This is a genomic window from Achromobacter sp. 10T422, assembly GCF_056394065.1.
In genome coordinates this window covers 185,499-210,613 of the sequence record NZ_JBFTHD010000010.1, presented here as the reverse complement: position 1 = coordinate 210,613, position 25,115 = coordinate 185,499, and the positions used below count along the sequence as shown (strand labels likewise).

The following is a 25,115-nucleotide window of genomic DNA, read 5'->3' as shown; positions in this document are numbered from 1 at the left end:
GCCGCCCCTATCTGTTCGGTAAAAACAGCATAGGGGCCGCGTACTCGCTCAACAAATACCGATACGCAATGTGAAAATACTGTGTTTTTCGCGTATATCGTTAGCGCTTTTCTGACAGAAAGGCCAGCATGCGCCGAGCCAATTCGCGCGGCTGTTCCTCTGGCAAATAGTGGCCGCACGCCTCCAGCACCCCGCCTTGCAGGTGCAGCGCCAGCGGCTTCAAGGCGTCGTGCAGATCGGGCGCGCTGCCTTGCGCGCCACCCAGCGCCAGCACCGGCACGGTCAAGGGCGAATCGCGCAAGACGCGGTTTTGCGCGGCGCTTTCCTGCGCGGCCCGGTAGTAGCCCAACATGCCACGCAAACCGCCCAAGGTTTGATACACGCGTTCGTACTCGTCGATATCCGCGCGGCTGAACACGCCCGGCTTGTTCGCCGTCTTGCGTGAGAAAAACCATTCGATCAGGATGCGCTCGCGCCCCGCCAGCAAGGCTTCGGGCAGATCCGGCACGCTGTTGAACAGGAAGTGCCAGCTTTTCCAGTTGTCAGGCCCCAATTCAATGGCGGGTTTGAGCGTCACGCCGGGAATGTTCGCGTCCAGCAACACCACGCGTTCCACTTCGTCGGCGTAGCGCGCCGCATAGGGATACGCGATCCACGCGCCGATGTCGTGGCCGGCCAGCGCATAGCGCGTCAGCCCCATCGTGTGAAACAGGGAGCGCAGGCGCTCACCGGCCTTGCGCGTGTCGTAGCCATCCAGCGGCTTATCGGAATCCCCCTGCCCGGGCAGGTCGATGGCGAACACGCGATAGTGCGGCGCCAGCAACGGCATCACGCGCCGCCACGCGTACCAGCTTTGCGGAAAACCGGCCAACAGAATCAGCGCGGGGCCTGCGCCGCCCGCTACGACGTGATACCCCAGGCCGTCCACCATTACCCTGCGATGCTGAAACGCCACGCCATCCAGGGCGAACGCGTCAGCGGTGTTCAATGTCGTGTTCATCGTTATGCCCCGATCAATGCAGCGCGCCCGCGCCCAGTTTGATGTCTTGGTTCACGGCAAGCGCCGTCGCCACCATGGTCTTCACGCCGCGCACCAGCACGTCCAGCGCCAGACTGGGCGCGCCAGGATGCCGGGTGGCCATCTCGGGCAGATACGGCACGTGGACGAAGCCGCCACGCAATCTTGGGCGCTCCGTTGCGATCAGATGCGCCAGCCCGTAGAAGATGGTGTTGCAGTTATAGGTGCCGGCCGTGGACGATACGGACGCCGGCACGCCCGCCGCGCGCAAATCACGCACGATGGCTTTGATGGGCAGCGTCGAAAAGTACGCAGCCGGCCCGCCTTCCACGATGGGTTCGTCAATGGGCTGATGGCCTTCGTTATCCGGGATGCGCGCATCCACCACATTGATCGCCACGCGTTCCACCGACACATCGCTGCGCCCGCCCGCCTGCCCCAGGCAAATCACCAGGTCCGGTTCCACCTCGTTGATGGCGTGGCGCAACACGCCCACCACTTTGCCAATCACACAAGGCAACTGGCGCGCCACCACGCGAGCGCCAGCGATGATGCTGCCGTCCAGCTGGCGGGCGGCCTCCCAGGACGGGTTCAGCGTTTCGCCATCAAAAGGTTCGATTCCAGTAATCAGTACGGTAGGCACGGCCACTTCCTTGTTGGTATCCATGCGGGTCATGGTAGAAGCGGCAAGCATGATTCTTGAAATCGATAATGACTATTCGTACTATTGATCATATGAATCTATCTGCCGTAGACCTGAACCTGCTGGTCGCCTTCGAAGCGCTGTTCGAAACGCGCAATGTGACGCTGGCCGGCCAACGCATTCATCGCGCCCAACCTTCCGTGAGCAGCGCGCTGAACCGTTTGCGGCGCGTGTTCAATGATGAATTGTTCGTGCGCACCTCCGATGGCATGCAGCCCACCGAACACGCCGTCGCATTGATGCCCGCCATCAGCAGCGCACTGGACCAGATTCGCGGCGCCTTGGCGCAAGGCACGGTATTCGACCCGGGCGCGGCGCAGGGGCGGCGCTTTACGCTGGCCGCCAGCGACTACGCCGACATTGTGCTGGTGCCGCACATCGTGGCCCGGCTGCGCCGCGAAGCGCCTGGCGCCGACCTGCGCGTCGCCCGCCTGGACCGCGCCACCCTTTACGAACAGTTGGACAACGGCACGGTCGACGTCGCCATCGGCGGGCATCTGACGCCCCCCAAACGCATGCGCGTGACGCCTTTGTACGACGAGACCTTTGTCTGTATCGCCGACAAGCAGCACCCGGGTTTGCGTGGACGCAAGCTAACGCTGGACCGCTATGTGGCGCTGCCGCACGCCTTGTTCGTGCCTAGCGACGACGGCTCGGCGCGCGGGGTGGTTGATGTCAGCCTGGCGCGTCTGGGGCGCAAGCGCCGCGTGGCCTGCACGTTTGCGCACATCGTCGCCCTGCCCCATGCCGTGGCGGGCACGGACCTGATCGCCACGCTGGCGCGCCGTGCGGCGCTACGCTTGGCGGGGCCTGAATTGAGCCTGCGCGCCTTGCCAACGGAGGTGGACCCGGGGCCATTCGCCGTCGACATGATCAGCAGCCGCCGAACATCGGGCGATGCGGCGCAGACGTGGCTACAGGGGCTGATCGAGCAGGCCGTGAAGGACATGGCGCGCTGAGTGCGACGCCAAGACGGCGTCGATGCGGCGTCGATGCGCCGTCGATTCGGCGTCAATGCGGCGTCAATGCGGCGCCAATACGGCGTCGATGCGGCGTCAATGCCGCGCTATTTCGCCAGCACCGACGCCACATCCGCACCGAACGCGCAGTATCCCGGGTACCCCGGCCGTGCGTCGCACGCCTTCAGGCACCCTGGCTTGCCGCCCGGAAAGCTTGCCGCGACCGACATGCCAAACCCGTAGGTCGGCGTAGTGACGTCGAAGGCGCTGTCGCAGACCAGCTTGTCGCTGTAGGCAAACGTCATGCCCTCGCGGCGGCCGTTGACGGCGAACGACACCTGGAAACTCTGGTAGCTGTTCCAGCCCTGTCTGGGCAGCACGACGAAGCGGTAATGCGTGGCGTCCTGGCGTACCCCAAAGATCTGCAAATGCGCCGACGTGGTTCGCGTGGCGGGCGATGGGTACGGCAAGGCGAGCAACGCGCGCGGATCGCCCACCACGCCCAGGTCGAACCCGATTCCTTTTTGATAAAACGGCACATCAATGCTGGGGTAGCCGGAATACTCCACGCGCTCGGGCGTGGCCTGCCGGGACGAACCCGGCTTGGCCGGGCCGCCGAACACATTCGTCTTAGGGTCGTAGTCGGGCGCCTGCGCAAAGGCGACATCCAGCGTCAGCACCACATCGGCGGGGTTCGCGTCTTCGGTGCGGACGTGCTTTTCATAGACGTCGGCGCTGCCGGCGCATCCGGCCAGCAATACCATGGCGGCGTACGCCGCGATACGCGGGACGAACGAGAACGTAAAAGGCGACATCACGTTATTGCTCCTTGCGGGACGTCGTGGACGACAGCGCGGGCAGCGCTGCGGACGTCAAGCCCCGCCCTTGCAGCCGCCATCCGTCTTTGCCTTCTTGCCAACTGAAATTCCGGTTGATCCAGGCCGCCTTCAGATTGGCGTACAGGCGGCGCTGGTCAATGCGCTGGCCGGCGTCCAGCGCCTTCTTGGCGGCCTGCGAACTCTCGTCCCACAAGGATTTGAAAGCGTCGCTCTGCATTGGCTTCGTAAACGGCACCGTCGCGTACGGACCTGCGCCCGCCCGGCTAAGCCGGATCTCGTTGTCCAGCAGCAGCGCGCCGGTTCGGTTGTCGGGTGACACGGACACCAGCAAAGGGGTGCCATGCACATATTCTTTCGGCCGCGCATGTTCGAACCACAACACCTGCCCGGTCGATGTGACCAGCGCCCGCGACCCGGCGGTGAACAGCAGCAAGTCCTGGCGGCCCGGCTGCGCCAGCCCCATGTCCGGGTCTCGGATATCCACCGTAGGACTCAGCACGCGGGCAAGCGGCGTGCCGTTTTGCACGGCGATCAGGATGGTGCCGACACCCATGAAATCGTTGGACACCGCCATCAAGATCGGCTGCCCATCTTGCTTGGGGCCAAGTGCCTTGACGTGTATGAATTCAACCGCATTCAGGGGCCGATAGGTTTTTTCACGAAAGAGAATCTCGCGCAGATGCGATTTCGGATAGCCGCGCAGCGCGAAGTCGCCGCCGATGGGTTCGGTGACCTTCAGGTAATCCTTGGCGGGTGGGGCCGGTTGCGCCTGCGCGGGGCCGGCCATCCACAGCGCCAACGCCAGCGCGGCGCATCGCCAGATCAGGCGAAGGGAAAAACGAGGGGCGTTCGAAGAATGAGGCAAGGTGATTTCAGCGGACGGCGTCCCGTGCGTAAGGTGCCCGCATTCTATGACAGTCTTAGCACGCAGTCCCCGTTGACGCCGTTCAAGTCCACCACGCCCAGCAAGCCCATATTGCGGCGCACCTCTTCGACGATCAGGCTGATGGCATGCGCCACGCCGCGTTGCCCCGCCACCGTTGCCGCGTAGTTGAACGGCCGGCCCACGAAGACGCAGCGCGCGCCCAAGGCCAGGGCTTTCAACACGTCCGTGCCGCGCCGCACGCCGCTGTCCAGCATCACGTCCATGCCGCCGGCCGCGTCCACCACGGCAGGCAGCACCTGCAACGGCGACACGCTGCCATCCAGTTGCCGGCCGCCGTGGTTGGACACGATCACGCCGTCCATGCCTTGCGCGCGCGCCGTGCGCGCATCGTCGGGATGCAGGATGCCCTTGATCACCATCTGCCCTTTCCAGCGGCGGCGAATGGCCGCCACGTGCTGCCAGTTCAAATGGCCCCGATCCGAAAAATCCCGCAGCACGTTGGCCGACAGGATCGGCGCGCCGCGCGTGGCGTAGTTGTTCTCGAAGTGCGGCATGCCATGACGCCACAACGTGCGCAGAAAGGTGCCGAACAACCAGCGCGGATGTGTGATCCCTTGCCATGCCAGGCTGGCGCTGGGCCGCAGCGGGGTGGAAAAGCCTGCGCGCACATTGTTCTCGCGATTGGCGGCAACGGGCGTGTCCACCGTCAGCACCAGCGTGGTCACGCCAGCCGCCGCCACGCGGTCAATCAAGGCGGCGATCTGCGCATCGTCCCCCGGCAGATACGCCTGGAACCAGGTGCCGGGCGCCTCCTGCATCACCGTTTCCAGCCGGATCAGCGACGACCCGCTCATGATGCACGGCACGTTCGCCTCGGCCGCCGCGCGCGCCAGCACGATGTCGCCGCGGTAGCTGGACAGCGCCGAAATGCCCATGGGCGCCACGCCAACCGGCGCGGCGTAGTCGCGGCCCAACACGGTTGCGCGTGTGCTGCGGCGGGACACATCAACCAGCACCTTGGGCCGAAAACCGTATTCGGCAAACGCCTGCCGGTTGCCGCGTTCCGACTGCCCGTCTTCCACCGCGCCCGACACATAGGCATAGATGGGTTTAGGCAAGCGCTTCTTCGCGGCCGCCTCGAAATCGTGCAGGCTGAGCAGGTGGCGCAGGGGGTCAAACATCCGGGCTCCTCGCCGCAGTCGGCCCGCACAGGGGGCCGCCGCGCTGTTGTCATAGGGGTATGGGGTAATGGCGGATGACTATAGGCGGGCGGCCACTTTGAATAAAGTGACTTTATCGATATTGGTTATTACACTTTTATTCGCCCTCGCCCTTTGCACACGCCAACCCCAACGCCATGACGCTCAAACAACTCGAAGCCTTTTACTGGGCCGCAACCTGCAAGAATTTCGCCATCGCCGCCGGCCGGCTGAATATCTCGGTGTCGTCGCTATCCAAACGCATCGGCGAATTGGAAGCGTCCATTGGCGCCGACCTGTTCAGCCGCAGCGCGCGCAGCGCCACGCTGACGGCATTGGGCGAACAGTTGGTGCCGCACGCGAAAGACCTGTTGCGCAACGCCGACCAGTTCATGCAGCAGGCCAGCAACAATCTGACCTACTCCGGCCGCTGCCGCTTCGGCGCGGGCGAGTTGACGTCGATAACGTGGATGCCAAGGCTGATCGAAGAAATTCAGCGCGCGCACCCCAACCTGTTGGTGGAACCCTATGTGGGCGTGGGGGAATTGGTGGAGCGCGGGCTAGAGGAAGGCGACCTGGACTTTGCCGTTATCGCAGGCCCGTCGTCGCGCGCGTCGATCGCGTCGCACCTGATCGGCAGCGCGGCGTTCGAATGGGTGGCTTCGCCGCGCGCCGTGCCCAACCCCGCCACGCTGACACCCGCCGACCTGCCCGGCCTGACGCTGATCACGCAACCACAAAGCTCCGGCGTCATCCGCATGCTGGACGACTGGCTGACCGAGCAACGCATTTCACCGGGCCGCATGCAGTGCTGCAACAGCTGGGGCGCCATTGCCGGCATGCTGCGCCAGGGGCTGGGCCTGGGTTTCCTGCCCACCGCGTGGGCGCAAATTCTGATTCAACGCGGCGACTTGCACGCCTTGCCCGGCCTGCCTGCCTTGCGCCCCCTGCCCTACACCTTCCAGTGGCGGCGCGACGACACCCGGCCCATGTTGGAAAGCTTGCGCGTGCTGGCGCAAGACACGCTGGACTTCGACGCGCCCTCCGGCATGGTGTGATCGCCTGACAGTTTCTAAAAAGTCGCGCTTCGCTCAGAAAATTATTCGCTTTATCTCCGGTTTCGGCACGGGTAGAGTCGCCTCAAAAGCAGACCATCCCAGATACGGAGACAACGCAACATGCCGGATTCCGGTTACCCCCAACACGATTTCCCCAAGCGCCTGTGCCGCCTGGACCTGTGGCTGAACCCGGCGTTCGACCAGATCATCGGCAAAGAGGCGGATATTGCCTTGTCGGTGCTGCCGGCGCGTGGGGATGATGCCCGCACCTTGGCCGGCTTGAAGACGGCCCATGCCTACCACGTGTCCGCCGCGAAAGACGAGCTGCCGCGCCCCTGGTTCGTCAGCGCCGAGCTGATCGCGCAATGCCCGGATCTGGTTTGCGTGTCGTCTGGCGGCGCGGGGTATGACACGGTGGATGTGGCCGCCTGCACGGCGGCCGGCATMGCGGTCGTCAACCAGGCGGGGGGCAACGCTGCGTCGGTGGCCGAGCACACGTTCGCGTTGCTGCTGGCCGTGCAGCGCCGCGTGGTCGAATCGCACAACCGTTTGCGCCACGACACGGGTTTCACGCGTGAAGACCTGATGGGCCATGAAATCCACGGCACGACAATCGGCCTGGTTGGCATTGGGCAGATCGGTTCGCGCGTGGCCCGCATTGCGCAGGGCTTTGGCATGCGCGTCATTGCGCATGACCCGCTGCTGGACGCCGACACCATCCGCCGCCGTGGCGCCGAACCGGTCCCGTTACCCGACTTGCTGGCCCAGGCTGATGTGGTGTCGCTGCACTGCCCGCTGGATGCATCCACCCGTGGCCTGATTGACGCGCGGGCCTTTGCGGCGATGAAGCCGGACGCGGTGTTCGTATCGACGGCGCGTGGCGGCATTCATGACGAAGCGGCGTTGCATGACGCGCTGCGTGGCGGCCATCTGCGTGGCGCCGGGTTGGACGTCTGGCAACAAGAACCGCCCCCGCGCGACGCGCCGCTGCTGGCGCTGCCCAATGTGGTCGCCACCTTTCACACGGCGGGTGTCACGCACGAAGCCCGCCGCAACGTGGCGCAGTCGTCCGCCAATCAATTGGTGATGATGCTGCGCGGCGAACGGCCGCCGCAGTTGGTCAACCCTGAAGTCTGGCCTGTCGCCGCCGCGCGCATCGCCAAATTGAAGTAAGGGGCTGGAAGCCGGGACGTGAAGCAACGGAATTGAAGCCCTGAACCTGAAGCAATACCCCGGTGCCCGCACCGGCACACACAGTGCGGCATGAAGCCGCCGACATCCCCACGAGGAGACAACATGCAACATCCCAACAAGCGCCGCACGCTGCGCGCGCTGGCCGCGTCCGTGGCCCTGCTGTCTGGCGCTGCCGCGTTCGCAAGCGGCGCCCAGGCTGCCGGTTACCCCGAACACCCGATCAACCTGATCGTGTCCTACGGCCCGGGCGGCGGCACCGATCTGGTGGCGCGCATGATGGCGCCGTTCCTGCAAAAGTACTTGGGCAACGACGCCCGCATCGTGGTGCTGAACCGCCCTGGCGCGGGCGGCGCCATCGGCTTCACGGAGCTGGCGCGCGCGCAGCCCGACGGCTACACGATCGGCTTCATCAACACGCCCAACCTGCTGACCATTCCCATCGAACGCAAATCCAACTTCACATGGAAAAGCTACGACCTGCTGGGCAACCTGATCGATGATCCGGGCGCGTTCACGGTGCGTAACGACAATGAATTGAAGACGCTGGCCGACCTGTCGGCCTATGCCAAGAAGAATCCGGGCAAGGTCACGGTGGGCACCACTGGCACGGGGTCCGACGACCATCTGGCCATGTTGCGCTTTGAGCGCACGTCAAACACCAAGCTCAGCCACATCCCGTACAAGGGCGCGGGCGAAGTGCGCGGCGCGCTGGCGGGCGGTGAAATCGCCATCGGCGCGATCAATGTGGGTGAAGCATTGCAGTACCAGAAAGGCGGAACGCCGCTGCGCTTTTTGGGGCAGATGGGCAAGACGCGTTCGGCGGCCTTGCCTGATGTGCCCACGTTCAAGGAACAGGGTTACGACTTTGAATTGGCGTCGCTGCGCGGGCTGGCCGCGCCCAAAGGCTTGCCGGACGCGGTGCGCGAGAAACTGGTGGATGCCGTGAAGCGCACGGTAGACGACCCGGAATTCCAGGCCAAGGCCCGCGACATGTACGCCCCGCTGCGCTATCTGCCGCCCGCCGCTTACGCAAAGGAGCTGGAGGCAGGCGAAGCGGAATTCCAGCAGTTGTGGAAAGACGCGCCCTGGCTGGATAAGTGACACGCGCTTCCGGGCGTGCGCCGGGGTGGGTATTGCTTCCGGGCGTGCGCCGGGGTGGGTATTGGATAGGCCCGCCCGCCTGGGAAGGCCTGCCCGAATTACTTCGGTTTGACGTCTTCGCCCGCGTAACCGTCGATGTAGGCGCGGCCCGAGCAGCGCACCATGGCCACGCACGACGGCGCGCCGGTCTTGGCGGTGCACGTCGCGCGCGATTCCTCGCGGGCTGACACCGGGTCGGGGTTCAGCGCTGTGAAGCGCGTGCCCCGGCCTTCGCTGCCCTTCACCCACGCCATCCCGGCGCAGGTTTCCTGATAGGTCAGGACCTTGCGGCAGTCCTTGCAGTCTTCCCATTTGCTCAGCGCGCCGACTGCGTCGTCTTCCTTCGGGTAGCCGTCAGCGTAGATCAGGCCGCCGTCAGCGTTCTCCATCACCGCGCCCCAATAGGCGCGGTCATTCATCTTGGCGGACAGCGCTTCCACGTCGGCCGGACGGGCGCGCTTGGCGGCCTGCATGTCTTCGGCGCTATAACCAGGGCCCGCGCACTGCGGCATCGTCATCAAGCGGCACTTGCCGTCCGGGCTGCCCGCCGTGCAGCGGCGCATGGCCTTCTTGGCGGCCAGTTCGGGCGACACGCTGTTGCCCGGGAACAGATCGTGGTTGGTGTTGCGCGCATAGGCCATGCAACTGTCCGAGAACCAGGACAGCTTCTTGCAGTCCTTGCCGCCCTGGCGCCGGCACTCGGCCAAGGCGGCGGCTTCCGCGTCCTTTTGCGACGTCTCGGGCAAAGCCCAGTAAGTCTTGTCGTGCTTGCCATCGGTGGCAATGCCGCCGTACATCACGTCGGCTTGCGCGGCGGGAGACGCCAGGCCAGCCATCAAAGCAAGAGCGGCGAATGCGGCGCGGATCAGGGGTAGAAAGCGGGCAGGCATCATCGTCGTCGGTAGAAGGTGGAGTGGAGAGCGGGACCGATCTTAGCAAGAAGCCCAGCCGGTTCCGTCCCCCTGCGAAAGCCCGCGCGGGCATATTACGTAACAAATTTCACATCTCGCGAAAGGGATGCTGCCCCCGTTTTCCGGTAAAAATGTCGAACTTTTCTTAAGCGCGCCGTCAGCCTGCGGGGTATGCCCCTTCAGCCGAGCCATCTTGCATCGCACGGCACCTGTCACGAAGAGAAACAAAACGCGTTACGCCACGCCCATGTCTTGCCCTGCGGCAAGGCCAACGCGAAGGCCAGACCCGCCACGGAGCATCGACCGCAAGCCATGAAGTCGCCATCGCACACCTTGAATCGCCGGCCCCTGTTGCTGTCGGCCAGCTTGATTGCCGCTGCGGCAACGCTTGCCGGCTGCGCCCCGATGCCCACCGGCGGAAGCTCGACCCTGCCGTCGCTGGGCAATGTCTTCAAGTCAGGCCTGTCATTCTCGCCAAGCGTGAACGTGGCCAAGAACATGGAAGGCCGGTCCATCAACGACGCGATTGCCGCGTTGGGCGAGCCGTCGAAAAAGCGCGCCGTCGGCAACACGATGGAATTGGAGTGGTCTGACTATCAGACGGCCCCCTACACGGAGTGGGTAACGACGGGCTCCAGCCAGCAGGTCGTGGGCATGATCCCCGCCACCAACACCACCGCCGCGACACCGGTGTTCCAGACGAACACCACCGGCCACTACCAGAACCGTTCGCGCGTGTACGAATGCACGGTGCTGATGCGCATGCAAAACAGCGTCATCACCAACGCCAGCGTCGACGGCAACGTGTGCCCAGAATTCATTGCAGCGCTGCGTAAGTGGGCCGGGGAAAACGAGGCGAATAACTACGTGGTGAAGTAGGGATACGCTTACGCAGCCGCCAGCGAATGCGGGCATGCATAAACGCACGCATTAACGCTGGGCGTCACGAAGATCCTTCAGGTAGACGTCGCAGGTCGGGAATTTGAAAGAATTCGGCTTTGCACGTAGAGCCTTGATCGCGGCTTGCACGCCTTCCGGGAACCGCGCTTCTTCGACGTCATCAGCCATGAGGAATGATTCCGCCATGGACTGCAAAGTAAGATCTTGTTCCCGAGCCAGCACTGCGCTGCGCGCCCGATGGGAAATATCCAGGTAGGTCAGCATGATCGTGGTGTAGTAGTAGGTATTCGGGTTGCTCTCAGATGCCACCACCCGATGCGACCTCACATACGGGTCTTTCTCCCGACCCGCTTCCACGCGGCGTATGACCATCTCTTGCGCCTCTCTGAAATCCGCGCCGGCAATGTTCGCCCTGAGGAAGGCGCGCAAGAAGCTGTCGTTTGGTTGATCGGCAGGGCTATCGTCAATCCGCCAGAACAGTAAGCGGCCCGAAAAATTTGCATGCTTCAGATTGGCGCAGATAAAGGTGGGCGCATGCGTACTGAACTCATCCAGCACGCGCGGCAATTCAGCCCGGGACCTGCGGCGAATCGCGTCCGCTGCGACATATTCCGCATGTTGGGTGTTGTATTCGTCAGCGCTGAAATCCGCACCTTCTAGCATGGCACCTGTGAAGTTGGCTCCCGTCAAGACGGCGTCCTTAAAGCTGCTGCGTGCAAGGCGAACCAGACTCCATTGCGTGCTGGGCAAGATGGCGTTCTGAAAACTGACCTCAGAAAAATCCACCCCCAACTCGTCGAAGGGGCAATCAGGGCAGTAGATATAGTCCATCTGCCGCGTGCGGCCGCCCGCTTTCAGCAACGCCATCAACACCCCACGCATGCTTTCCAACCGCGCAAACGTCTCATCAATCATTTGCTCATCAGCCTCTGTCGCATCGCTAAGACCCGGAATGAAGTAGATGCCTCGGTCGCTCTTTATTGCCGCTGACAGCTCAAACGGCGTCAGGCCCGCCGATTGCACAATTACCCGATGCAAGTCCACGATAGTCTTCAACGTGGCATTCAATGTCGCCGCGTCCGTCGTGTGATCCAGATTCAACAGCACATTCACTATCGCACTTCGAACCGCCGCGTTTCCATCCAGAGCAAGCTGATTTGCCAGCGCGATCAAAATATCCCTGTCGCGCTCGCCCCCCGCCGCATGCAACAGGGCCGACGCCTGCGCCACACCCGTGACCCGTTCGCTGGGCACGCTGCTGCCCAGCTTGGCGAATGCGCGTTCAAATCGCGCACTTTCCGCGTCCTTACGTTGCGCCTCTTGCTGGTTCAGCCCGACCACCACCGTCCACACCAGGCTCAAGATCGCCAGGATCGGCACCACGCCCTGCAAGATTTCGGTCAGCCTTCCCAGCCGTGATTGCTTGAACGTCAGCGCCTTGATCTCGAGTTCAAGCTTGCGCAGTTCAAGCGCGGCTTTGTGCGGATCGGCGGGTGGCGTTCCGGGGGGCTTTTTTCGGGTGGCGTCGCTGTCGCTCATGCATCCCTCTCAGGCACTGTGCGAATCCGGCTGGCCCGAAAATAGTACTGCCCGCCAGCACGAGATTCGTGCGCGCCGCGTCACCCAAAAGCATGAGTCTGGGTGTAATCCTGTCCTCATCCGTTCGAATGACCCCTTGCCATCCGGGACCTAAAGCGGATCGCGGCCCCTCAGAAAGCTCGGGTTAATCTTGCGCCTTCATTGAATGATCACGCCGTATCCATGAACCGCTTCATCGCCCTGTTCTGCGCAGTGTTTCCCGCGCTAAGCAGCGCAGCATATTCCCCTACCCCGACTGAAACCGCCGTGTTCGAGGCCGTCTTGCGCGATGAGTTCAACGCCTTTCTTGAAGGTGGCGAGACGGTCATCGGAAGCCGCCTGGGGCTGGCCCGAGCGCCGGCCGTAGCGGTTGCGATGGCCTACGCCCGCGGCGCCAGTTTTCCCTACCCGGCCTCAATGGACAACGCCCTGCTGGTCTCTGGCGCCGTCGCGTCCATCGAGCGCGATGCACGCGGCAAGCATATGGCCGTCTTCGCGACCCCACAGCCAGTAATGGTGCGCGCCGAACTTCCCCTGGGGATGTCGCCGGCAGCAAGCCTGACGCTCGTGTGCGGCAAGATGCGCGTAGTGGATAGCTCCCCCACCTTCTCGGATTGCCAGGACGCCGCCGTCGTCGGGCGCCAGGCGGTGGCTGCGCTGAAAGCCGATGTGGCCAACTTCTATGAAGGCAAGCCGACCGAGGCCAGCGTGTCGCGGATGGCCATCAATGTGGCGTTCTACGCAAGTCAGCTGCCCGCTGACCACGGTTGCCCCGATGAGATGGCGCAATGCCGGCAGCACATAGAAGCGGCCACCGCGTCCGCCTCACGCTCGCAAGCGCTGCGTGCGGTGGTGCGGCGGTTTCAGGATGCCGGTGTGGACTTGAGTCCGTATGAGGGTGGCGAGCCTTCCGCGGATTAAAACGCCCTGCGATGGGGCGCATGGCGGGTTGGGTGCAACGCTACGCAGACGCGCGCGTCACGCGGCAGATGGTTCGCAGCACTTCCGCCGGATCAGCCGGCTTGGACAGGTAGGCCGCGTAGCCTTCACAGGCTGCATCAATTTCATGCTCGGGACGGCCGCTTAATACCAGCACTGGCGTGTCGCTCAGATAAGCGTTTTCGCGCATGGCGGTCAACAACGCGGCGCCGTTCATGCCGGGCATGGAAAAGTCGGTGATCACGAGGTCCGGGCGCAGATCCAGCATCTGCTGCAGCGCCGTCAACCCATCGGTATGCGTCGTGACGTTGTAGCCTTCACTGCGCAGGAACTCGCTCAACATGTCGATCAGCATCGGCTGATCATCGACCAAAAGAATTTTCATCATACTTATTCAGTCCGCGTGAGGCGGCATTAGTGTTCTGGTTCTGGCCGGCCTGAAGAACCCGCGATGGTAGGGCAAGCAAGCCGTATAGGTGTAAAGCATTTGTATCGGCACGAAACCGCTATTTTGCATGACTGCCCAGTGCGCGCGCGGGATTGCCCGCCACGGTAGCGCCCCTTGGCACGTCGCGCGTGACGACGCTGCCCGCCCCAATGATTGCGCCATCACCCACTGTGATGCCGGGCAAGATTATCGCCCCTGCCCCGATCCAGACACTTTTGCCGATCTGAATGGGCCGGCCATATTCCAAGCCCGCGTCGCGCGTTGCGGCATCGCGGGGGTGGTCTGCCGCCAGAATCTGCACGCCAGGGCCGATTTGCGTGCGGTCGCCAATAACAATCGGCACCACGTCCAGAATGACGCAATTGAAGTTCAGAAAAACGTCGGCGCCCAAACTGATATTGAAACCGTAGTCGCAATGGAACGGCGGCCGGATCACCGCGCCCTGGCCCACCGCGCCCAGCCGCTCACACAGAAGCCCACGGCGCTGCGGCAAGGGTTGCGACAGGCTTGCGTTATAGCGGGCAAGCCACGACAGCGTGGCCGCCTGCGCTTGCTGAATCTCAGCGGCCGAGGGGTCATAGAGTTCGCCTGCGAGCATTTTCTTCAGCTCACCAGTGAGCGCGGGAATAGACATCGGATTCCTTTATTTATCGGCGGGCACCAAGCTCTTGGAGGCAACAACGGGTGCTACGACGCCGGCTTGTCGCGCGCGTCCGGAGGAGTCGGCCGGCCAAACGCGTCCTTGCCTTCTTGCGCTTGGGAGCCGCCCGCCGGATAGCCGGAATTGGTATTGGGATCGGTATTGACGTCACCCTGCGGCGGGCCATCGGCCACGGGCTGGCCCGTCCCGCCCGTGTCGCTGCGATCTACGTGGGGTGATGGCGGCGGATTGGGCGCGGGCGCGGGTTTGGATTCGGTCATGGTTGTCTCCTGGGGTTTGCGTATCTCGGCTGGCGGGTCGCGGCTTGCCTATCGCGGCCTGCGTATCGCGTATCGCGTATCGCGGGTTGCGGGTTGCGGGTTGCGGGTCGCAGCTTGCGGCTTGCGGCTTGCGGCTTCCGTGATGCCACGCGGCCGACGCACGCAGCAACTTTCGTTCCTGACACCCCGCCGCCCGCAAAAAAGCCGCCTCCGTATTCAGCGCTACAATCCCGCCGGCTTCCCCCCTCCCCGCCTCATTCCGGCGTGCCCGGATGCGTCATCACCCCCTCCCGCCTTCGAGAATTTCATGTTTCGGCAGTTGTTGGCCTTAGTCCTTGGGCCGCTTCTAGGTTTGTTCGTTGTCTGCATCGGCAACGCATTCATCTCCTCTCTGACTACGCTGCGTCTGGACGCTGCGGGCGAATCGGCCACCGTCATCGGGATCATTTCGTCGTCGTACTTCATCGGCCTGACGCTGGGCGCCATCTTCAATGACCGGCTGATTGCGCGCATCGGCCACATCCGCGCCTACAGCAGCTTTGCGTCGCTGATCGCCGTCACCGTCTTGCTGCAAGGCCTGATCTACGGGCCGACCGCGTGGTTCGTGCTTCGCCTGATCAATGGCTGGGCCTGCGTGGGCGTGTTTCTGGTGGTGGAAAGCTGGCTGCTGCTCGCAGGCGACCCGAAGATGCGCGGGCGCTTGCTGGCGCTGTACATGATTGCGCTCTACGGCTCGGGCGTGCTGGGCCAGCTTCAGCTGGGCGTCCTCACACAACTGGGCGACATGGCGCCCTTCATGGTGGCGGGGCTGCTGGCCTCGTTGTCGGTGATGCCGATGGTCATCATTCCGCGCATCTCACCGCTGGTTGAACGCGTTGAACCGCTAATGCCACAACACCTGATCCGCATGACGCCCACGGGCGTGATGGGCTGTTTCGGGTCTGGGGTGGCGATTGCCGCCGTGTACACCTTGCTGCCGCTGTACTTGCAGCGCATCGGCCTGGACGTGGCCGACGTCGGCAAGATGATGAGCGCCGTGATTCTGGGCGCGATGGTATTGCAGTATCCCGTGGGCCGTTGGTCTGACCTGCGCGACCGCCAAGTGGTGCTGATTGCGCTGGCCGTGTTCTGCACCGTGTTGAGCCTGCTGATTCTGCTGCTGCCCGCGGGCTCTCCGTTGCTGATCGTATTGCTGTTTCTATTGGGCGGCGGTGTGTTCGCCATCTATCCGGTGGCCGTCAGCCACGCGGCCGACCGCGCGCCGGCCGATGCGTTGATCCGCATGATTCAGGGGCTGCTGCTGATCAATTCGCTAGGCTCGGCGCTAAGCCCGCTAGCCATTTCACCCGTCATGTCGACGTTCGGCGCCGCCGGGTTTTTCTGGTGTTTTGCAGTGCTGAACCTGAGCTTGATGGTCTTCTTCATCTGGCGGCGCGGCGAGCGCCCGGCCCCCGCACCGGTGGCCCCCTTCGCCGCCGCCGCGCAAATGTCGCCAGCCGGCGTCGAGATGCGCGTAACGGAAGACCTGGTGCAAGGCGCGCTGGATCACGAAATGACCGAAGACCTGACGAACGTCGTGCCGGGCGCGGAAGCCGCGGAACCGGTGCTTTCGGCAGCGCCGAATCCGGTGCCTGCGCCGGGTGGGGACTGATTTCAGGCCGCTTCGGGCAGCGATTTGGTCAAGTGCATGTCGATATGAATATCAGTAAACGGGCAGTTCACCGAACCGTCCTCTGATTTTTCCAGTATCCCCAATTCGACCAACGCTTGCGTGTCTTGGTGTACCCGGCGCACGTCACGATCCAAGCGACGCGCAAGCTCACGAATTCCGACCTCACCCGCCCCCAGCATTATGCGGACAATGTTCCAGCGCAACTCCGTGAGCTGGCCAAAGAATGCGGCTGGCGATTCGAAATTGAGCCGTTCGCCTTGGTAGGAACCGTCTGCGACGCCACGCTCCGCACGGCGGCTCGCATCGGACAGGAACGCGCGCCAGTCCTGATTAATCGTGATGGTTAACGTCCGATTCATTTTCACTCCTTCCATTTCTCGACTTCACTTGAGAAATCTTCCAACAGTTGCCGGACGGTCGAAAACTCATAGGGATACTCGCCGTTTCCGACATGCTTGTGGTCCCCTTTGCCCCGTTCGTTATCGAAACCGACAACTCGCCTGCCGTTACGGATGTAGGCCAAGCGATATTTGAAACCGTGGGTGGTCGGCGGAACCGGCTCGGGAACCTTCCAGATGACGATCTGCAGGGTCCCGCCGTCTTCGCCAACACTCTTGTCGCTGATGATGAGTTGAGCTTTCATGAGGCATATAAAAAGAAATGCAGCTGCGTTGGCAATTCCGCCAACATACTCGATGTTGGCGGAATTGCCAACAAGCACAGCAGCATCCTTCCAACATGTAACCGCCCAGCAATACCTGAAATATCATGAAGCCCAATGGCAATCATGCGCCCTTATACTCGCCTCCGCACGGCGTGGCACCCCATCTTGCGGCGTTTTAACCCGCCTTGGCGCGTGACAGATAATCAGCCTGCAATATAAAAACCAGCACCCTTGCGTTCCAAAAAAATCAACAGGAAAGCGCCTACTCCATGACCCAGACCCTGAAGGCCAGCCCGACGCTGCGCAGTACCTTGGCCGGATTGCTTGTGGCCGCGTTTGCGGCGCTGTCGGCGCCGGCCGCTGCTGCCCCCGCTGCGCCCGCCCCCATCTCCAAGGAAGCCGCTGCGGCGGTCACTCCTCCCGATGCGCCCACGGTGATGTACGCCATTTATGACGTGGACGGCAAGGGCGAGACCACGTATGAGGTCACGAACGGCAGCGTCGCCACGTATTGGTTCGGTCATGCCTTTGAATCCGAAGGCACGCACTATTACACCGGCTTCGCGTGGGACACGGCGGATCGCTATGGCAAACCGGGCGAAGATCAGGTCGGCCCCGGCACGCAGGTCAACCTTACGGAAGTCACGTTCACGCTGACGGACCCGGCCTCCGACAAGCCGTGGAAATTCCGTGGCATGGAACCCACCATCGGCACGTTCGGCGCGTACGAACGGGGTACCGACGTGGACCCCAAACGCAAAGCGATCGAACACCGCACGCCCGGCGGCAAGCTGCTGTTGGCGGTGCCAACCACCAGCTTTGACAACGGCATCACCAGCGACGGCTACGACTTGCTGGTCTTCAATCCGGACCGCCTCAAGCGCGACGGTAACGACCATGTCTGGACGTACGTGGGCGGCGTGTTGACCGGAGAAGACAACAGCGCGGCGTGCGCCGATGGGGAAGTCATGCCCTGCACGGGCAGCTCCGGCGAATTGGAGTTTATGCCCGACGGCAAGACCGACATGCCGGCGTTGAAGATCACGCCCAAGGGCACGACGATTTCTGGCCCCAACAAGACCCGCCATCTGGGCGCCGCCGACATCACGACTTATGTTTTCGACCCGGCGAAAAAGGCCTACGTCAGCAAGTAAGCAACCGCTCAAAAGCAGGCGGCCAAAACGCGCCACACGCCACCGCAATACAGCTGCAATACAGCTTGCGTACAGGTGCAATTAAGGCCGCCTGCCTACAATTTCCGCATAGCATCTCTACCGCATTCGCGGTTCGAATTCCATGCGGCTTCTTCAGCAGGTCACGACTCCTCCGCCCGTGGGCGGCATTCGTATCGAGTCTTCAGATTCCCGTCAGGCAAACATCGCGCGGCAAGACCTGGACCGATTTCTATCGGAATCCGGGCTGCATGATGCGGCCACCGGCGCAGGCCTGACCGGCGCGTCACCGGGCGCGCATGCCTGGTTGCGTACGGCCGTGGCCGATGTCATCGCCCCCGGCTACGACACTACTGGCATCGCGCAGCGGCTGGGGTTGCGGACCGACGTTGATGACGGCGATCTCGACCGCGAGATTCTGCTGGCGATGTTGGCCAGCCCCATCGCCTTCACGTTTCCCGATGTCGCGGAATTGAAATCGGCGGTACGCATCCGCCGCTATATCGTCCAAGCCGCGCGCAAGACGGCCCTGGCGTTCGACACCGAACACGCCGAGCGTCCCGAGGACTTCTGGACGTATCACGAAGACAGCGGCTTTACCGTGCTGCCAGGACGCTCGCTGATCGAGGGCTTGCGCCGCGCCACGCAGCCTGACGCGTCGGGCCAGTTGTATGCGTTCTCTTGCTACCGGGCGACGGAATACGTGACGGTGCTGGGCCTTGCTCAGGAATTGCAGCAGGCCAACCCGGAACTCGCGCGCCGTTTGCAGCGCCAATGGGAAACGCGTGCGGTCATGTCCGGGCGTTTCCATGACGCCTTCCTGCACGAATACGGATCGCTGGACGCGCCTTTGCCGCAACGCTTTTACGTGCCGGGTGACCGGCTCTGGTTCCGCAACCCGGACGCTGCGTCCTCCGATGTGGAAGGCTACGAAGGGTCGTGGGTGTTTTATCTGGGCAATGGCCAGTTCAATAATTTCTGGGAACACGGCAGCCCCTATACGTTGACGTCAAAGTGCGTGGAGATATTCCATTGGCGTCATGGCCTGCGCAAAGACGCATCCGGCAAGCTGTTCATGGACGAGCAAATCGTTCACGAACGMGTGCAGCAGACACTGGCCGACGCGGATGCCACCGCCGCCATTCTTGAACGCATGGCGCGCATCCGCGACCCGCAAGGCGTCTACGCGGAAGGCGGCTGCATTGACGCCACGCGCGAGCGGGTGCGTTGGGTGCGGCCAGGCCATTGCGACATCGTGCTGCCGGAATTTCCCGGGCCGTCACCGATGTCTATCGCCGCCTGACCCTACACGCGAATCGTGCGCCCGCCGGGCGTGAAGATCATGGCAAAATCGCGCCATGAACCTCTACCTGGTTGGCGTTATCGTTCTGCTTGCGGCCGCGGCCGTCATCTATCGCTGCCTGCACCGCCGGCCGGATGACACGCCTGGGTCCATCACCCGAACCCTTATCACGGGCGCGCTGCTTTACGGCGTGATCGGCCCGCCTGTCGGCTTGCTCGTCGTGACGCTCACGATGTCGATTCCGCAATTGATGCGCGACCTGGAGGGGTTGCAGGTGGCCTATCTGGTGGGCGGTTTACCGGCAGTGATGTGCGGCGTGACCGCCGGGGCGCTAAAGCCCGCACGATCCTCATCTTCATGGTCCGCAGAATCTACCTGGCCCGCGTTTGCACTGGCCTGCGCCGCCGGCGCCGTGTACGGCTTTGCGCTGGTCTTGGCGATTGTCAACAGCGACAGCCTGCGCTTTGCCGGCGAGGCCTTTCGCGCGGGCGCCGCACCGGGCTTGGCCGCCGCCGCAGTCTGCACCCTGCTGTTCCATGGCAGGCCCTGGATGGCTCACAAGCCGCGTCCCACCTAGCGCGGCATCGTGGCGCGTTGCCCCCGTCGCGCCGTGCCGCTGCCCACGCCGCACCGTGCAGCTGCCGTTAGCCCGCTTCCGGCATCACCCCAACATATCTTCCACGTGGCCGGATCACCTGCGCCACGCTAAGTTGCTCCAGGCTGTGCGCCAGCAAGCCAATGCTGCGCGCGGTGGCGAATAGCCCAAACGCCGCATCTTCCGGCAAGCGGTAATGCGCCACCAGCGCCGCCAGCGCCACATCAATATTCGGCGGCAGGCCCGTCAGCTGCGTGGCCTTTTCGATGAAGCGCGCGATGACGTCGGGCGGCTCGAACTGCGCCAACAACGCCGCTGCGCGCGGATCGCCGTCGGGGTACAGGTGGTGCCCAAACCCCGGCAGCGGCAGGCCGGTAGACAGGTAATGCGCAATCACCTGGTCTTCACCCAAGCGTTCCACCTCATTGAACAGCGCCTTGACGCGCCCCGAGGCATCGCCATGCAGCGGGCCTGACAACGTCGTCAGCCCAGACAGCAGGCACGCCGGCAATGACGCGCCCGTCGACGCCGCGATGCGCGCCGCAAAGGCGGAACTGGTGAGTTCGTGGTCCACCAGCAAGACCATGGCGGTGCGCAACCCCTCAGCCACGTGCGCGGGCTGCTTCCACCCTTGCGCAAAACGCAGATGCAACGGCTGCTTGCCCGGCTGCGCGCCAAACGCATTGGCCAACTGCCCGACCAACGCCTGGCATTCGCTATGCAGCACGCGCGTCATGCGCCCATGCGTGGAATGCCCGGTGGCGGCCAGCGCCGCCAACGTCGTGAACGCCGCTACCCGCCCGGGTGACGACACACGCGTCGCGGATGAAAAATCAACCGGGTGCTCGGCGTTCCACAACCACTGCGCCGCGGCTTCCAGGCTGGCCGTCTGCGCGAAGGCCACCGCATCCTGCCCGCGATACACCAAGCGCTGGCGAATGAAGGCCGAAATGGCGGTTGGGATGCTGGGTTCAGCGCCGAACAGCGTGTTGGTGGCAAGCGTTTCGTGCTTGCGCCCAGCCTGCTTGCGCTTGGCCAAGCCCGCCACATCTTCTGCCCGGTACAGGCTGCGCCGCGTGTCGGCCGGATCTGGCATCACTTCCAGTTTGCCGCGGCTGACATACGCGTAGATGGTCTGCGGCCGCACGCCCAATTGGCTGCACACCTCGGCCATTGAAATCCAGGAACCCATGATGTCTTGTTGCAAGTTTATATGTTGATTTTATAGATCAATATTGCTTTGCAAATCAATCATTAAATACGATGGGATCAATCATTCACGCACGCATGTTCGCCATGCCGCCCACTTGAGCTGAACCCTATGAAGCCCCAGGTCCTGCAACTGAACCCCATCCTGATTCCCGCCATCAATGACGAGCTGGCCTCGCTTTACCAGGTACACAAGTTCTTCGAGATTGCCGATCAGCCAGCCTGGCTGCGCGAGCACGGCGCGTCCATCAGCGCCGTCATCACGGGCGGGCACACGGGGATATCCCGCGGCATGCTGGAACAAATGCCCAACGTCAAAGTCGTGGCCGTGAACGGCGTGGGCACGGATGCGGTGGACCTGGCGTATTGCCGCAGCCGCCACCTGCCCGTAACCGCCACACTGGGCGCGCTGACCGAAGACGTGGCGGATCTGGCCATCGGCTTGCTGATCGCCGCGTGCCGCAACCTGTGTGCCGGCGACCGTTTTGTACGCGACGGCCTGTGGGAACTGAACCCCCAGCCCAGCGCCATTCCGCTTGCGCGCCGCTTCAGCGGCATGCGCGTAGGCATTGTCGGCATGGGCCGCGTCGGCCGCGCCGTGGCCGTGCGCGCCGCCGCCTTCGGATGCCCGATCCGCTACACCGACCTGCGCGCGATGGACGACGTGCCGCATGAATTCGTGCCTGCGTTGCTCGACCTGGCGGCGGCTTCCGATGCGCTGGTGTTGTGCGCCGCGGCCGACAAGGCCGAGGGCATCATCAACGCCGCCGTGCTGGACGCCTTGGGCCCGCGCGGCTTCCTGGTGAATGTGGCGCGCGGCCGGCTGGTCAATGAGGCCGACCTGACGCAGGCGCTGGCCGACGGCCGCATCGCGGGCGCGGGGCTGGATGTATTTGTTGACGAACCACGTGTACCGCAGGCGTTGCGCAACACCGACCKCACAACGCTGCAAGCACACCGCGCCAGCGCCACGTGGGAAACCCGCCACGCCATGGGCCAGATGGTGCTGGACAGCGTGGCGCAGGCGCTCGCGGGCGAACGCCCGGCGATGAGCCTGACCACCTGACCCGCAAGCGCCCGCCATGTCCGACTTCGTCTTTTCCCCTGCCGCCCCCGTCACGTTGGCCGTGGCGGGCAGCGCTTTGCGTTTTCCCGTGGCGCGCGTGTTCTGCATCGGCCGCAACTACCGATGGGATGCCAATGAACCCGCGCCCCAAGCCATGCCCGCGTGGTTCATGAAACCCGCAAGCGCCGTCGTGCCAGCAAGCGGGCCGCTGCCCTACCCGCCCGAGACCGCCGAGTTCTGCCACGAGGTGGAACTCGTCGTCGCCATCGGCCAAGGCGGCCGGAACCTGACGCCGGAACAGGCGCAAGCGGATCACATCTGGGGCTACGCCACGGGTCTTGACCTGACGCGGCGTGACTTGCAGCAACAGGCCAAGCTTGCGGGCGGCCCGTGGGAACCCGCCAAGGCGTTTGATTATTCAGCACCGTGTACGCCCATCGTTCCCGTCAGCCGCGCCGGCCGCCTCACACACGGCGCGATGTGGCTGGCAGTGAATGGCGTTGAGCGTCAGCGCACGGACCTGTCCCAACTGTTGTGGCCGGTGCCGGCGCTAGTGGCGATGCTGTCTCGTTCAGTGGCGCTGATGCCGGGCGACCTGATCTACACCGGCACGCCTGCGGGCGTGGGGCCGCTCGTGCCAAGTGATGTCATCACCGCCGGTATTGCCGGCGTTGGCGAGCTGTCCATGACTGTCGCCCCATGCGCCGCGTAATGCCCAAGAGCTACCCCAACAAGCGGCCCCAACGAGCTACCCCAACAAGCTGCCCCCACGAGCGGCCCCAACAGGCCGCCCAACAGACCGGCCCCAACAGCCATCACGCCCCTAGTCTTCCCTTCGTTTTCTGACATCAGGAGTTCACCCTTGAACGCAAGCTCGTCCCAAAAAATTGCCCTGGTCACCGGCGCTGGCAGCGGCGTCGGCCGCGTTACCGCGCTGGGTCTGCTGAACGACGGCTGGACAGTCGTGCTGGCGGGCCGGCGTGCCGACCCCTTGCACACGCTGGCCGCCGACGCCACCGCGCGCGGCCAGACTGCGGTGGCGGTGCCTGCCGACGTCACCGACCCGGCCAGTGTGCAAGCGCTGTTCGACACCATCGAACAACGCTTTGGCCGGCTGGATCTGCTGTTCAACAACGCCGGCGTCAACGCGCCCGCCGTGCCGATGGATGAGCTGCCGCTGGACAAGTGGTTCAGCGTCATCAACACCAATGTGACCGGCGTATTTCTGTGCGCGCGCGCCGCCTTCGGGCTGATGCGCCGGCAGACACCGCAGGGCGGCCGCATCATCAACAACGGGTCGATCTCGGCGCATACGCCGCGCCCCTACACCGCACCCTATACCGCCAGCAAGCACGCCGTCACCGGGCTGACCAAAGCGCTATCGCTGGACGGCCGCGCCTTCAACATCGTGGCCAGCCAGATCGACATCGGTAACGCGTTGACCGAGCTGTCAGAACGCATGACGCGCGGCGTCTTGCAAGCCAACGGCACGACAGCGCCGGAACCCATGATGGACGCCACGCACGTCGCCAATGCGGTGCGCCACATGGCCGCCCTGCCGCTGGACGCCAACGTGTTGACCATGACCATCATGGCCAGCGCCATGCCCTTTACCGGGCGCGGTTAGCGCGGCACACAAGCACCGCAAGCACACAGAGCACTGCAAACCCAGAGTTGACTGAAGTTGACCATCACCCCCGAAGGAGACAAGCATGCAGATCACCACACTGGCCAAGGTTCTTGCCAAGGCCCTACCTAAAACCCTGGCCCTGTCGCTGGCCGCCGTGGCCATCACGCCCACGCAGGCCAGCGCGCAGAGCTACCCCACGCGCCCCATCAGCATCATCGTCCCCGCGCCGCCGGGCGGCGGCATCGACATCATCGCGCGCGTGGTCGGCGAGAAACTGTCGCAGTCGCTTGGGCAACCGGTCATTGTGGACAACCGGCCCGGCGCATCCAACAACCTGGGCACCGCGCTGCTGGCCAACGCCAAGCCCGACGGCTACACCATCGGCATTGTGGGCGGCAGCCACAACATCAATAAGTACCTATTCAAAAACCTGGGCTGGGACCCGCAAAAGAGTTTCGAACCCATCGTCTACACCCACGAAATTCCGCTGGTGTTTGCGGTGTACCCGAAGGTGCCCGCCAAGACCTTGCCCGAGCTCGTCAGCTGGATGAAGGCGAACCCCGACGAGGCCAAGGTGGCGACGTCGGGCCGAGGCAGCGCGCAGGAGATGGCCGCCGAAATGTTCCGCATGGTCAGCGGCGCGCCGATGCTGATGATTCCGTACAAGGGCTCGTCAGCGGCGCACCCCGATCTGCTGGCCGGCCGCACCGTGCTGTATATCGACACGCTGAGCGCCATGCAGGAACAGGTCAAGGCCGGCAACGTCCGCGCCGTGGCGATCTCCACCGCCAAGCGCGCCCAGGCGCTGCCTGATGTGCCGACCGCGCAAGAGCAAGGGCTGGCTGGCTACGACGCCAACACCAATGGCGGCTTCCTGGCGCCTGCCGGCACGCCGAAAGAGATCATCAACAAGCTCAATACCGAAATCAACGCGGCGCTGAAGCAGCCCGCCGTGCGCGCAAAACTGGAAGCCGCCGGGATCGAGGTCCAGGGAGGCACACCGCAACAATACGCGGCAGTGATTCAGGCTGATTTGACCAAGTGGGGCAAGGTTGTGAAGGAAGCGGGTATTCAGCCCGAGTGACGTCGTCTGCGTAGCCGTTCCCTGTGC

Annotated in this window: 27 protein-coding genes; 14 read left to right on the top strand and 13 right to left on the bottom strand. The window is 63.7% G+C overall.

Annotation, left to right across the window (positions count from 1 at the left end; translation table 11 throughout):
- Window positions 1–100: 100 nt before the first annotated feature.
- Both AC1DB0_RS26060 and pcp read right to left on the bottom strand, forming a co-directional pair.
- Window positions 101–1,000 carry an alpha/beta fold hydrolase gene (locus tag AC1DB0_RS26060; protein ID WP_476758268.1) on the bottom strand — a complete coding sequence of 300 codons (900 nt, stop codon included), beginning with the start codon at window positions 998–1,000 and terminating at the stop codon, window positions 101–103.
- A gap of 13 nt (window positions 1,001–1,013) precedes the next feature.
- Window positions 1,014–1,661 (bottom strand): pyroglutamyl-peptidase I, encoded by a 648-nt coding sequence (gene pcp, locus AC1DB0_RS26055; protein ID WP_175169468.1) that lies wholly within the window; start codon window positions 1,659–1,661, stop codon window positions 1,014–1,016.
- Between the two features lie 92 nt (window positions 1,662–1,753).
- Between pcp and AC1DB0_RS26050 the strand changes: the two genes are divergently transcribed.
- On the top strand, window positions 1,754–2,680 hold the full coding sequence (locus AC1DB0_RS26050) for a LysR family transcriptional regulator (RefSeq protein WP_476758267.1): 927 nt from the start codon (window positions 1,754–1,756) through the stop codon (window positions 2,678–2,680).
- A gap of 107 nt (window positions 2,681–2,787) precedes the next feature.
- On the opposite strand, the gene AC1DB0_RS26045 is transcribed toward AC1DB0_RS26050, so the two are convergent.
- Genes AC1DB0_RS26045 through AC1DB0_RS26035 form a run of 3 tightly spaced genes read right to left on the bottom strand, consistent with a single transcriptional unit; the run spans window position 2,788 to window position 5,586 of the window.
- Window positions 2,788–3,495 carry a hypothetical protein gene (locus tag AC1DB0_RS26045; protein WP_476758280.1) on the bottom strand — a complete coding sequence of 236 codons (708 nt, stop codon included), beginning with the start codon at window positions 3,493–3,495 and terminating at the stop codon, window positions 2,788–2,790.
- Window positions 3,496–3,499: 4 nt separating this feature from the next.
- Window positions 3,500–4,384 (bottom strand): hypothetical protein, encoded by an 885-nt coding sequence (locus AC1DB0_RS26040; RefSeq protein WP_476758266.1) that lies wholly within the window; start codon window positions 4,382–4,384, stop codon window positions 3,500–3,502.
- Window positions 4,385–4,428: 44 nt separating this feature from the next.
- Entirely contained in the window at window positions 4,429–5,586 is a 1,158-nt protein-coding gene (locus AC1DB0_RS26035) for an alpha-hydroxy acid oxidase (RefSeq protein WP_476758265.1), read from the bottom strand.
- Between the two features lie 176 nt (window positions 5,587–5,762).
- Between AC1DB0_RS26035 and AC1DB0_RS26030 the strand changes: the two genes are divergently transcribed.
- The 3 genes from AC1DB0_RS26030 to AC1DB0_RS26020 all read left to right on the top strand — a co-directional run bounded on the left by AC1DB0_RS26030 (window position 5,763) and on the right by AC1DB0_RS26020 (window position 8,957).
- Window positions 5,763–6,662, top strand: a complete 900-nt coding sequence (locus AC1DB0_RS26030) for a LysR family transcriptional regulator (RefSeq protein ID WP_175168601.1) — start codon at window positions 5,763–5,765, stop codon at window positions 6,660–6,662.
- A gap of 120 nt (window positions 6,663–6,782) precedes the next feature.
- Window positions 6,783–7,835, top strand: a complete 1,053-nt coding sequence (locus AC1DB0_RS26025; RefSeq protein WP_476758264.1) for a hydroxyacid dehydrogenase — start codon at window positions 6,783–6,785, stop codon at window positions 7,833–7,835.
- Window positions 7,836–7,958: 123 nt separating this feature from the next.
- Window positions 7,959–8,957, top strand: a complete 999-nt coding sequence (locus tag AC1DB0_RS26020) for a tripartite tricarboxylate transporter substrate binding protein (RefSeq protein WP_346551895.1) — start codon at window positions 7,959–7,961, stop codon at window positions 8,955–8,957.
- A 98-nt stretch (window positions 8,958–9,055) separates the two neighbouring features.
- Here AC1DB0_RS26020 and AC1DB0_RS26015 read toward each other — a convergent pair whose 3' ends face one another.
- Window positions 9,056–9,889, bottom strand: coding sequence for a DUF4189 domain-containing protein (locus AC1DB0_RS26015; RefSeq protein ID WP_054427635.1), 834 nt, complete (start codon window positions 9,887–9,889; stop codon window positions 9,056–9,058).
- Between the two features lie 330 nt (window positions 9,890–10,219).
- On the opposite strand from AC1DB0_RS26015, the gene AC1DB0_RS26010 reads away from it, so the two are divergent.
- On the top strand, window positions 10,220–10,786 hold the full coding sequence (locus AC1DB0_RS26010) for a hypothetical protein (protein ID WP_054427638.1): 567 nt from the start codon (window positions 10,220–10,222) through the stop codon (window positions 10,784–10,786).
- A 51-nt stretch (window positions 10,787–10,837) separates the two neighbouring features.
- Here the strand turns inward: AC1DB0_RS26010 and AC1DB0_RS26005 are convergent, their stop codons facing one another.
- Window positions 10,838–12,346 carry a pentapeptide repeat-containing protein gene (locus tag AC1DB0_RS26005; protein WP_476758263.1) on the bottom strand — a complete coding sequence of 503 codons (1,509 nt, stop codon included), beginning with the start codon at window positions 12,344–12,346 and terminating at the stop codon, window positions 10,838–10,840.
- 222 nt (window positions 12,347–12,568) lie between these two features.
- Here AC1DB0_RS26005 and AC1DB0_RS26000 point away from each other — a divergent pair, with 222 nt between their 5' ends.
- Complete coding sequence (locus AC1DB0_RS26000; protein ID WP_476758262.1) at window positions 12,569–13,306, top strand: hypothetical protein; 738 nt, start codon at window positions 12,569–12,571, stop codon at window positions 13,304–13,306.
- A gap of 40 nt (window positions 13,307–13,346) precedes the next feature.
- Here AC1DB0_RS26000 and AC1DB0_RS25995 read toward each other — a convergent pair whose 3' ends face one another.
- The 3 genes from AC1DB0_RS25995 to AC1DB0_RS25985 form a co-directional block, all read right to left on the bottom strand.
- On the bottom strand, window positions 13,347–13,712 hold the full coding sequence (locus AC1DB0_RS25995; RefSeq protein WP_245636493.1) for a response regulator: 366 nt from the start codon (window positions 13,710–13,712) through the stop codon (window positions 13,347–13,349).
- Window positions 13,713–13,830: 118 nt separating this feature from the next.
- Window positions 13,831–14,406, bottom strand: a complete 576-nt coding sequence (locus AC1DB0_RS25990; RefSeq protein ID WP_476758261.1) for a sugar O-acetyltransferase — start codon at window positions 14,404–14,406, stop codon at window positions 13,831–13,833.
- 53 nt (window positions 14,407–14,459) lie between these two features.
- Window positions 14,460–14,693: a hypothetical protein gene (locus AC1DB0_RS25985; RefSeq protein ID WP_054427648.1), complete on the bottom strand. Its 234-nt coding sequence runs from the start codon at window positions 14,691–14,693 to the stop codon at window positions 14,460–14,462.
- A 307-nt stretch (window positions 14,694–15,000) separates the two neighbouring features.
- On the opposite strand from AC1DB0_RS25985, the gene AC1DB0_RS25980 reads away from it, so the two are divergent.
- On the top strand, window positions 15,001–16,344 hold the full coding sequence (locus AC1DB0_RS25980; RefSeq protein ID WP_346551899.1) for an MFS transporter: 1,344 nt from the start codon (window positions 15,001–15,003) through the stop codon (window positions 16,342–16,344).
- A 2-nt stretch (window positions 16,345–16,346) separates the two neighbouring features.
- Here the strand turns inward: AC1DB0_RS25980 and AC1DB0_RS25975 are convergent, their stop codons facing one another.
- A complete protein-coding gene (locus AC1DB0_RS25975) occupies window positions 16,347–16,724 on the bottom strand; it encodes an HVO_A0114 family putative DNA-binding protein (protein ID WP_054427652.1) in 378 nt (125 codons plus the stop codon).
- Between the two features lie 2 nt (window positions 16,725–16,726).
- The gene (locus AC1DB0_RS25970) at window positions 16,727–17,086 is read right to left on the bottom strand and encodes a toxin-antitoxin system TumE family protein (RefSeq protein WP_245636495.1); all 360 of its coding nucleotides are present in this window, start codon (window positions 17,084–17,086) and stop codon (window positions 16,727–16,729) included.
- 212 nt (window positions 17,087–17,298) lie between these two features.
- On the opposite strand from AC1DB0_RS25970, the gene AC1DB0_RS25965 reads away from it, so the two are divergent.
- The 3 genes from AC1DB0_RS25965 to AC1DB0_RS25955 all read left to right on the top strand — a co-directional run bounded on the left by AC1DB0_RS25965 (window position 17,299) and on the right by AC1DB0_RS25955 (window position 20,081).
- Window positions 17,299–18,183 (top strand): hypothetical protein, encoded by an 885-nt coding sequence (locus tag AC1DB0_RS25965; RefSeq protein ID WP_082387296.1) that lies wholly within the window; start codon window positions 17,299–17,301, stop codon window positions 18,181–18,183.
- Between the two features lie 142 nt (window positions 18,184–18,325).
- The gene (locus AC1DB0_RS25960; protein WP_346551902.1) at window positions 18,326–19,504 is read left to right on the top strand and encodes a hypothetical protein; all 1,179 of its coding nucleotides are present in this window, start codon (window positions 18,326–18,328) and stop codon (window positions 19,502–19,504) included.
- A 55-nt stretch (window positions 19,505–19,559) separates the two neighbouring features.
- Window positions 19,560–20,081 carry a hypothetical protein gene (locus AC1DB0_RS25955; RefSeq protein WP_476758260.1) on the top strand — a complete coding sequence of 174 codons (522 nt, stop codon included), beginning with the start codon at window positions 19,560–19,562 and terminating at the stop codon, window positions 20,079–20,081.
- A 67-nt stretch (window positions 20,082–20,148) separates the two neighbouring features.
- Here the strand turns inward: AC1DB0_RS25955 and AC1DB0_RS25950 are convergent, their stop codons facing one another.
- Window positions 20,149–21,291, bottom strand: a complete 1,143-nt coding sequence (locus AC1DB0_RS25950) for a citrate/2-methylcitrate synthase (RefSeq protein ID WP_441372081.1) — start codon at window positions 21,289–21,291, stop codon at window positions 20,149–20,151.
- A gap of 129 nt (window positions 21,292–21,420) precedes the next feature.
- Here AC1DB0_RS25950 and AC1DB0_RS25945 point away from each other — a divergent pair, with 129 nt between their 5' ends.
- The 4 genes from AC1DB0_RS25945 to AC1DB0_RS25930 all read left to right on the top strand — a co-directional run bounded on the left by AC1DB0_RS25945 (window position 21,421) and on the right by AC1DB0_RS25930 (window position 25,088).
- Window positions 21,421–22,374 (top strand): 2-hydroxyacid dehydrogenase, encoded by a 954-nt coding sequence (locus AC1DB0_RS25945; RefSeq protein WP_476758776.1) that lies wholly within the window; start codon window positions 21,421–21,423, stop codon window positions 22,372–22,374.
- A gap of 16 nt (window positions 22,375–22,390) precedes the next feature.
- Window positions 22,391–23,086, top strand: a complete 696-nt coding sequence (locus AC1DB0_RS25940; RefSeq protein ID WP_476758259.1) for a fumarylacetoacetate hydrolase family protein — start codon at window positions 22,391–22,393, stop codon at window positions 23,084–23,086.
- A gap of 150 nt (window positions 23,087–23,236) precedes the next feature.
- Complete coding sequence (locus tag AC1DB0_RS25935; protein WP_175168593.1) at window positions 23,237–24,001, top strand: SDR family oxidoreductase; 765 nt, start codon at window positions 23,237–23,239, stop codon at window positions 23,999–24,001.
- A gap of 85 nt (window positions 24,002–24,086) precedes the next feature.
- Entirely contained in the window at window positions 24,087–25,088 is a 1,002-nt protein-coding gene (locus AC1DB0_RS25930; protein ID WP_054427670.1) for a Bug family tripartite tricarboxylate transporter substrate binding protein, read from the top strand.
- The last annotated feature ends 27 nt before the right edge of the window (window positions 25,089–25,115 follow it).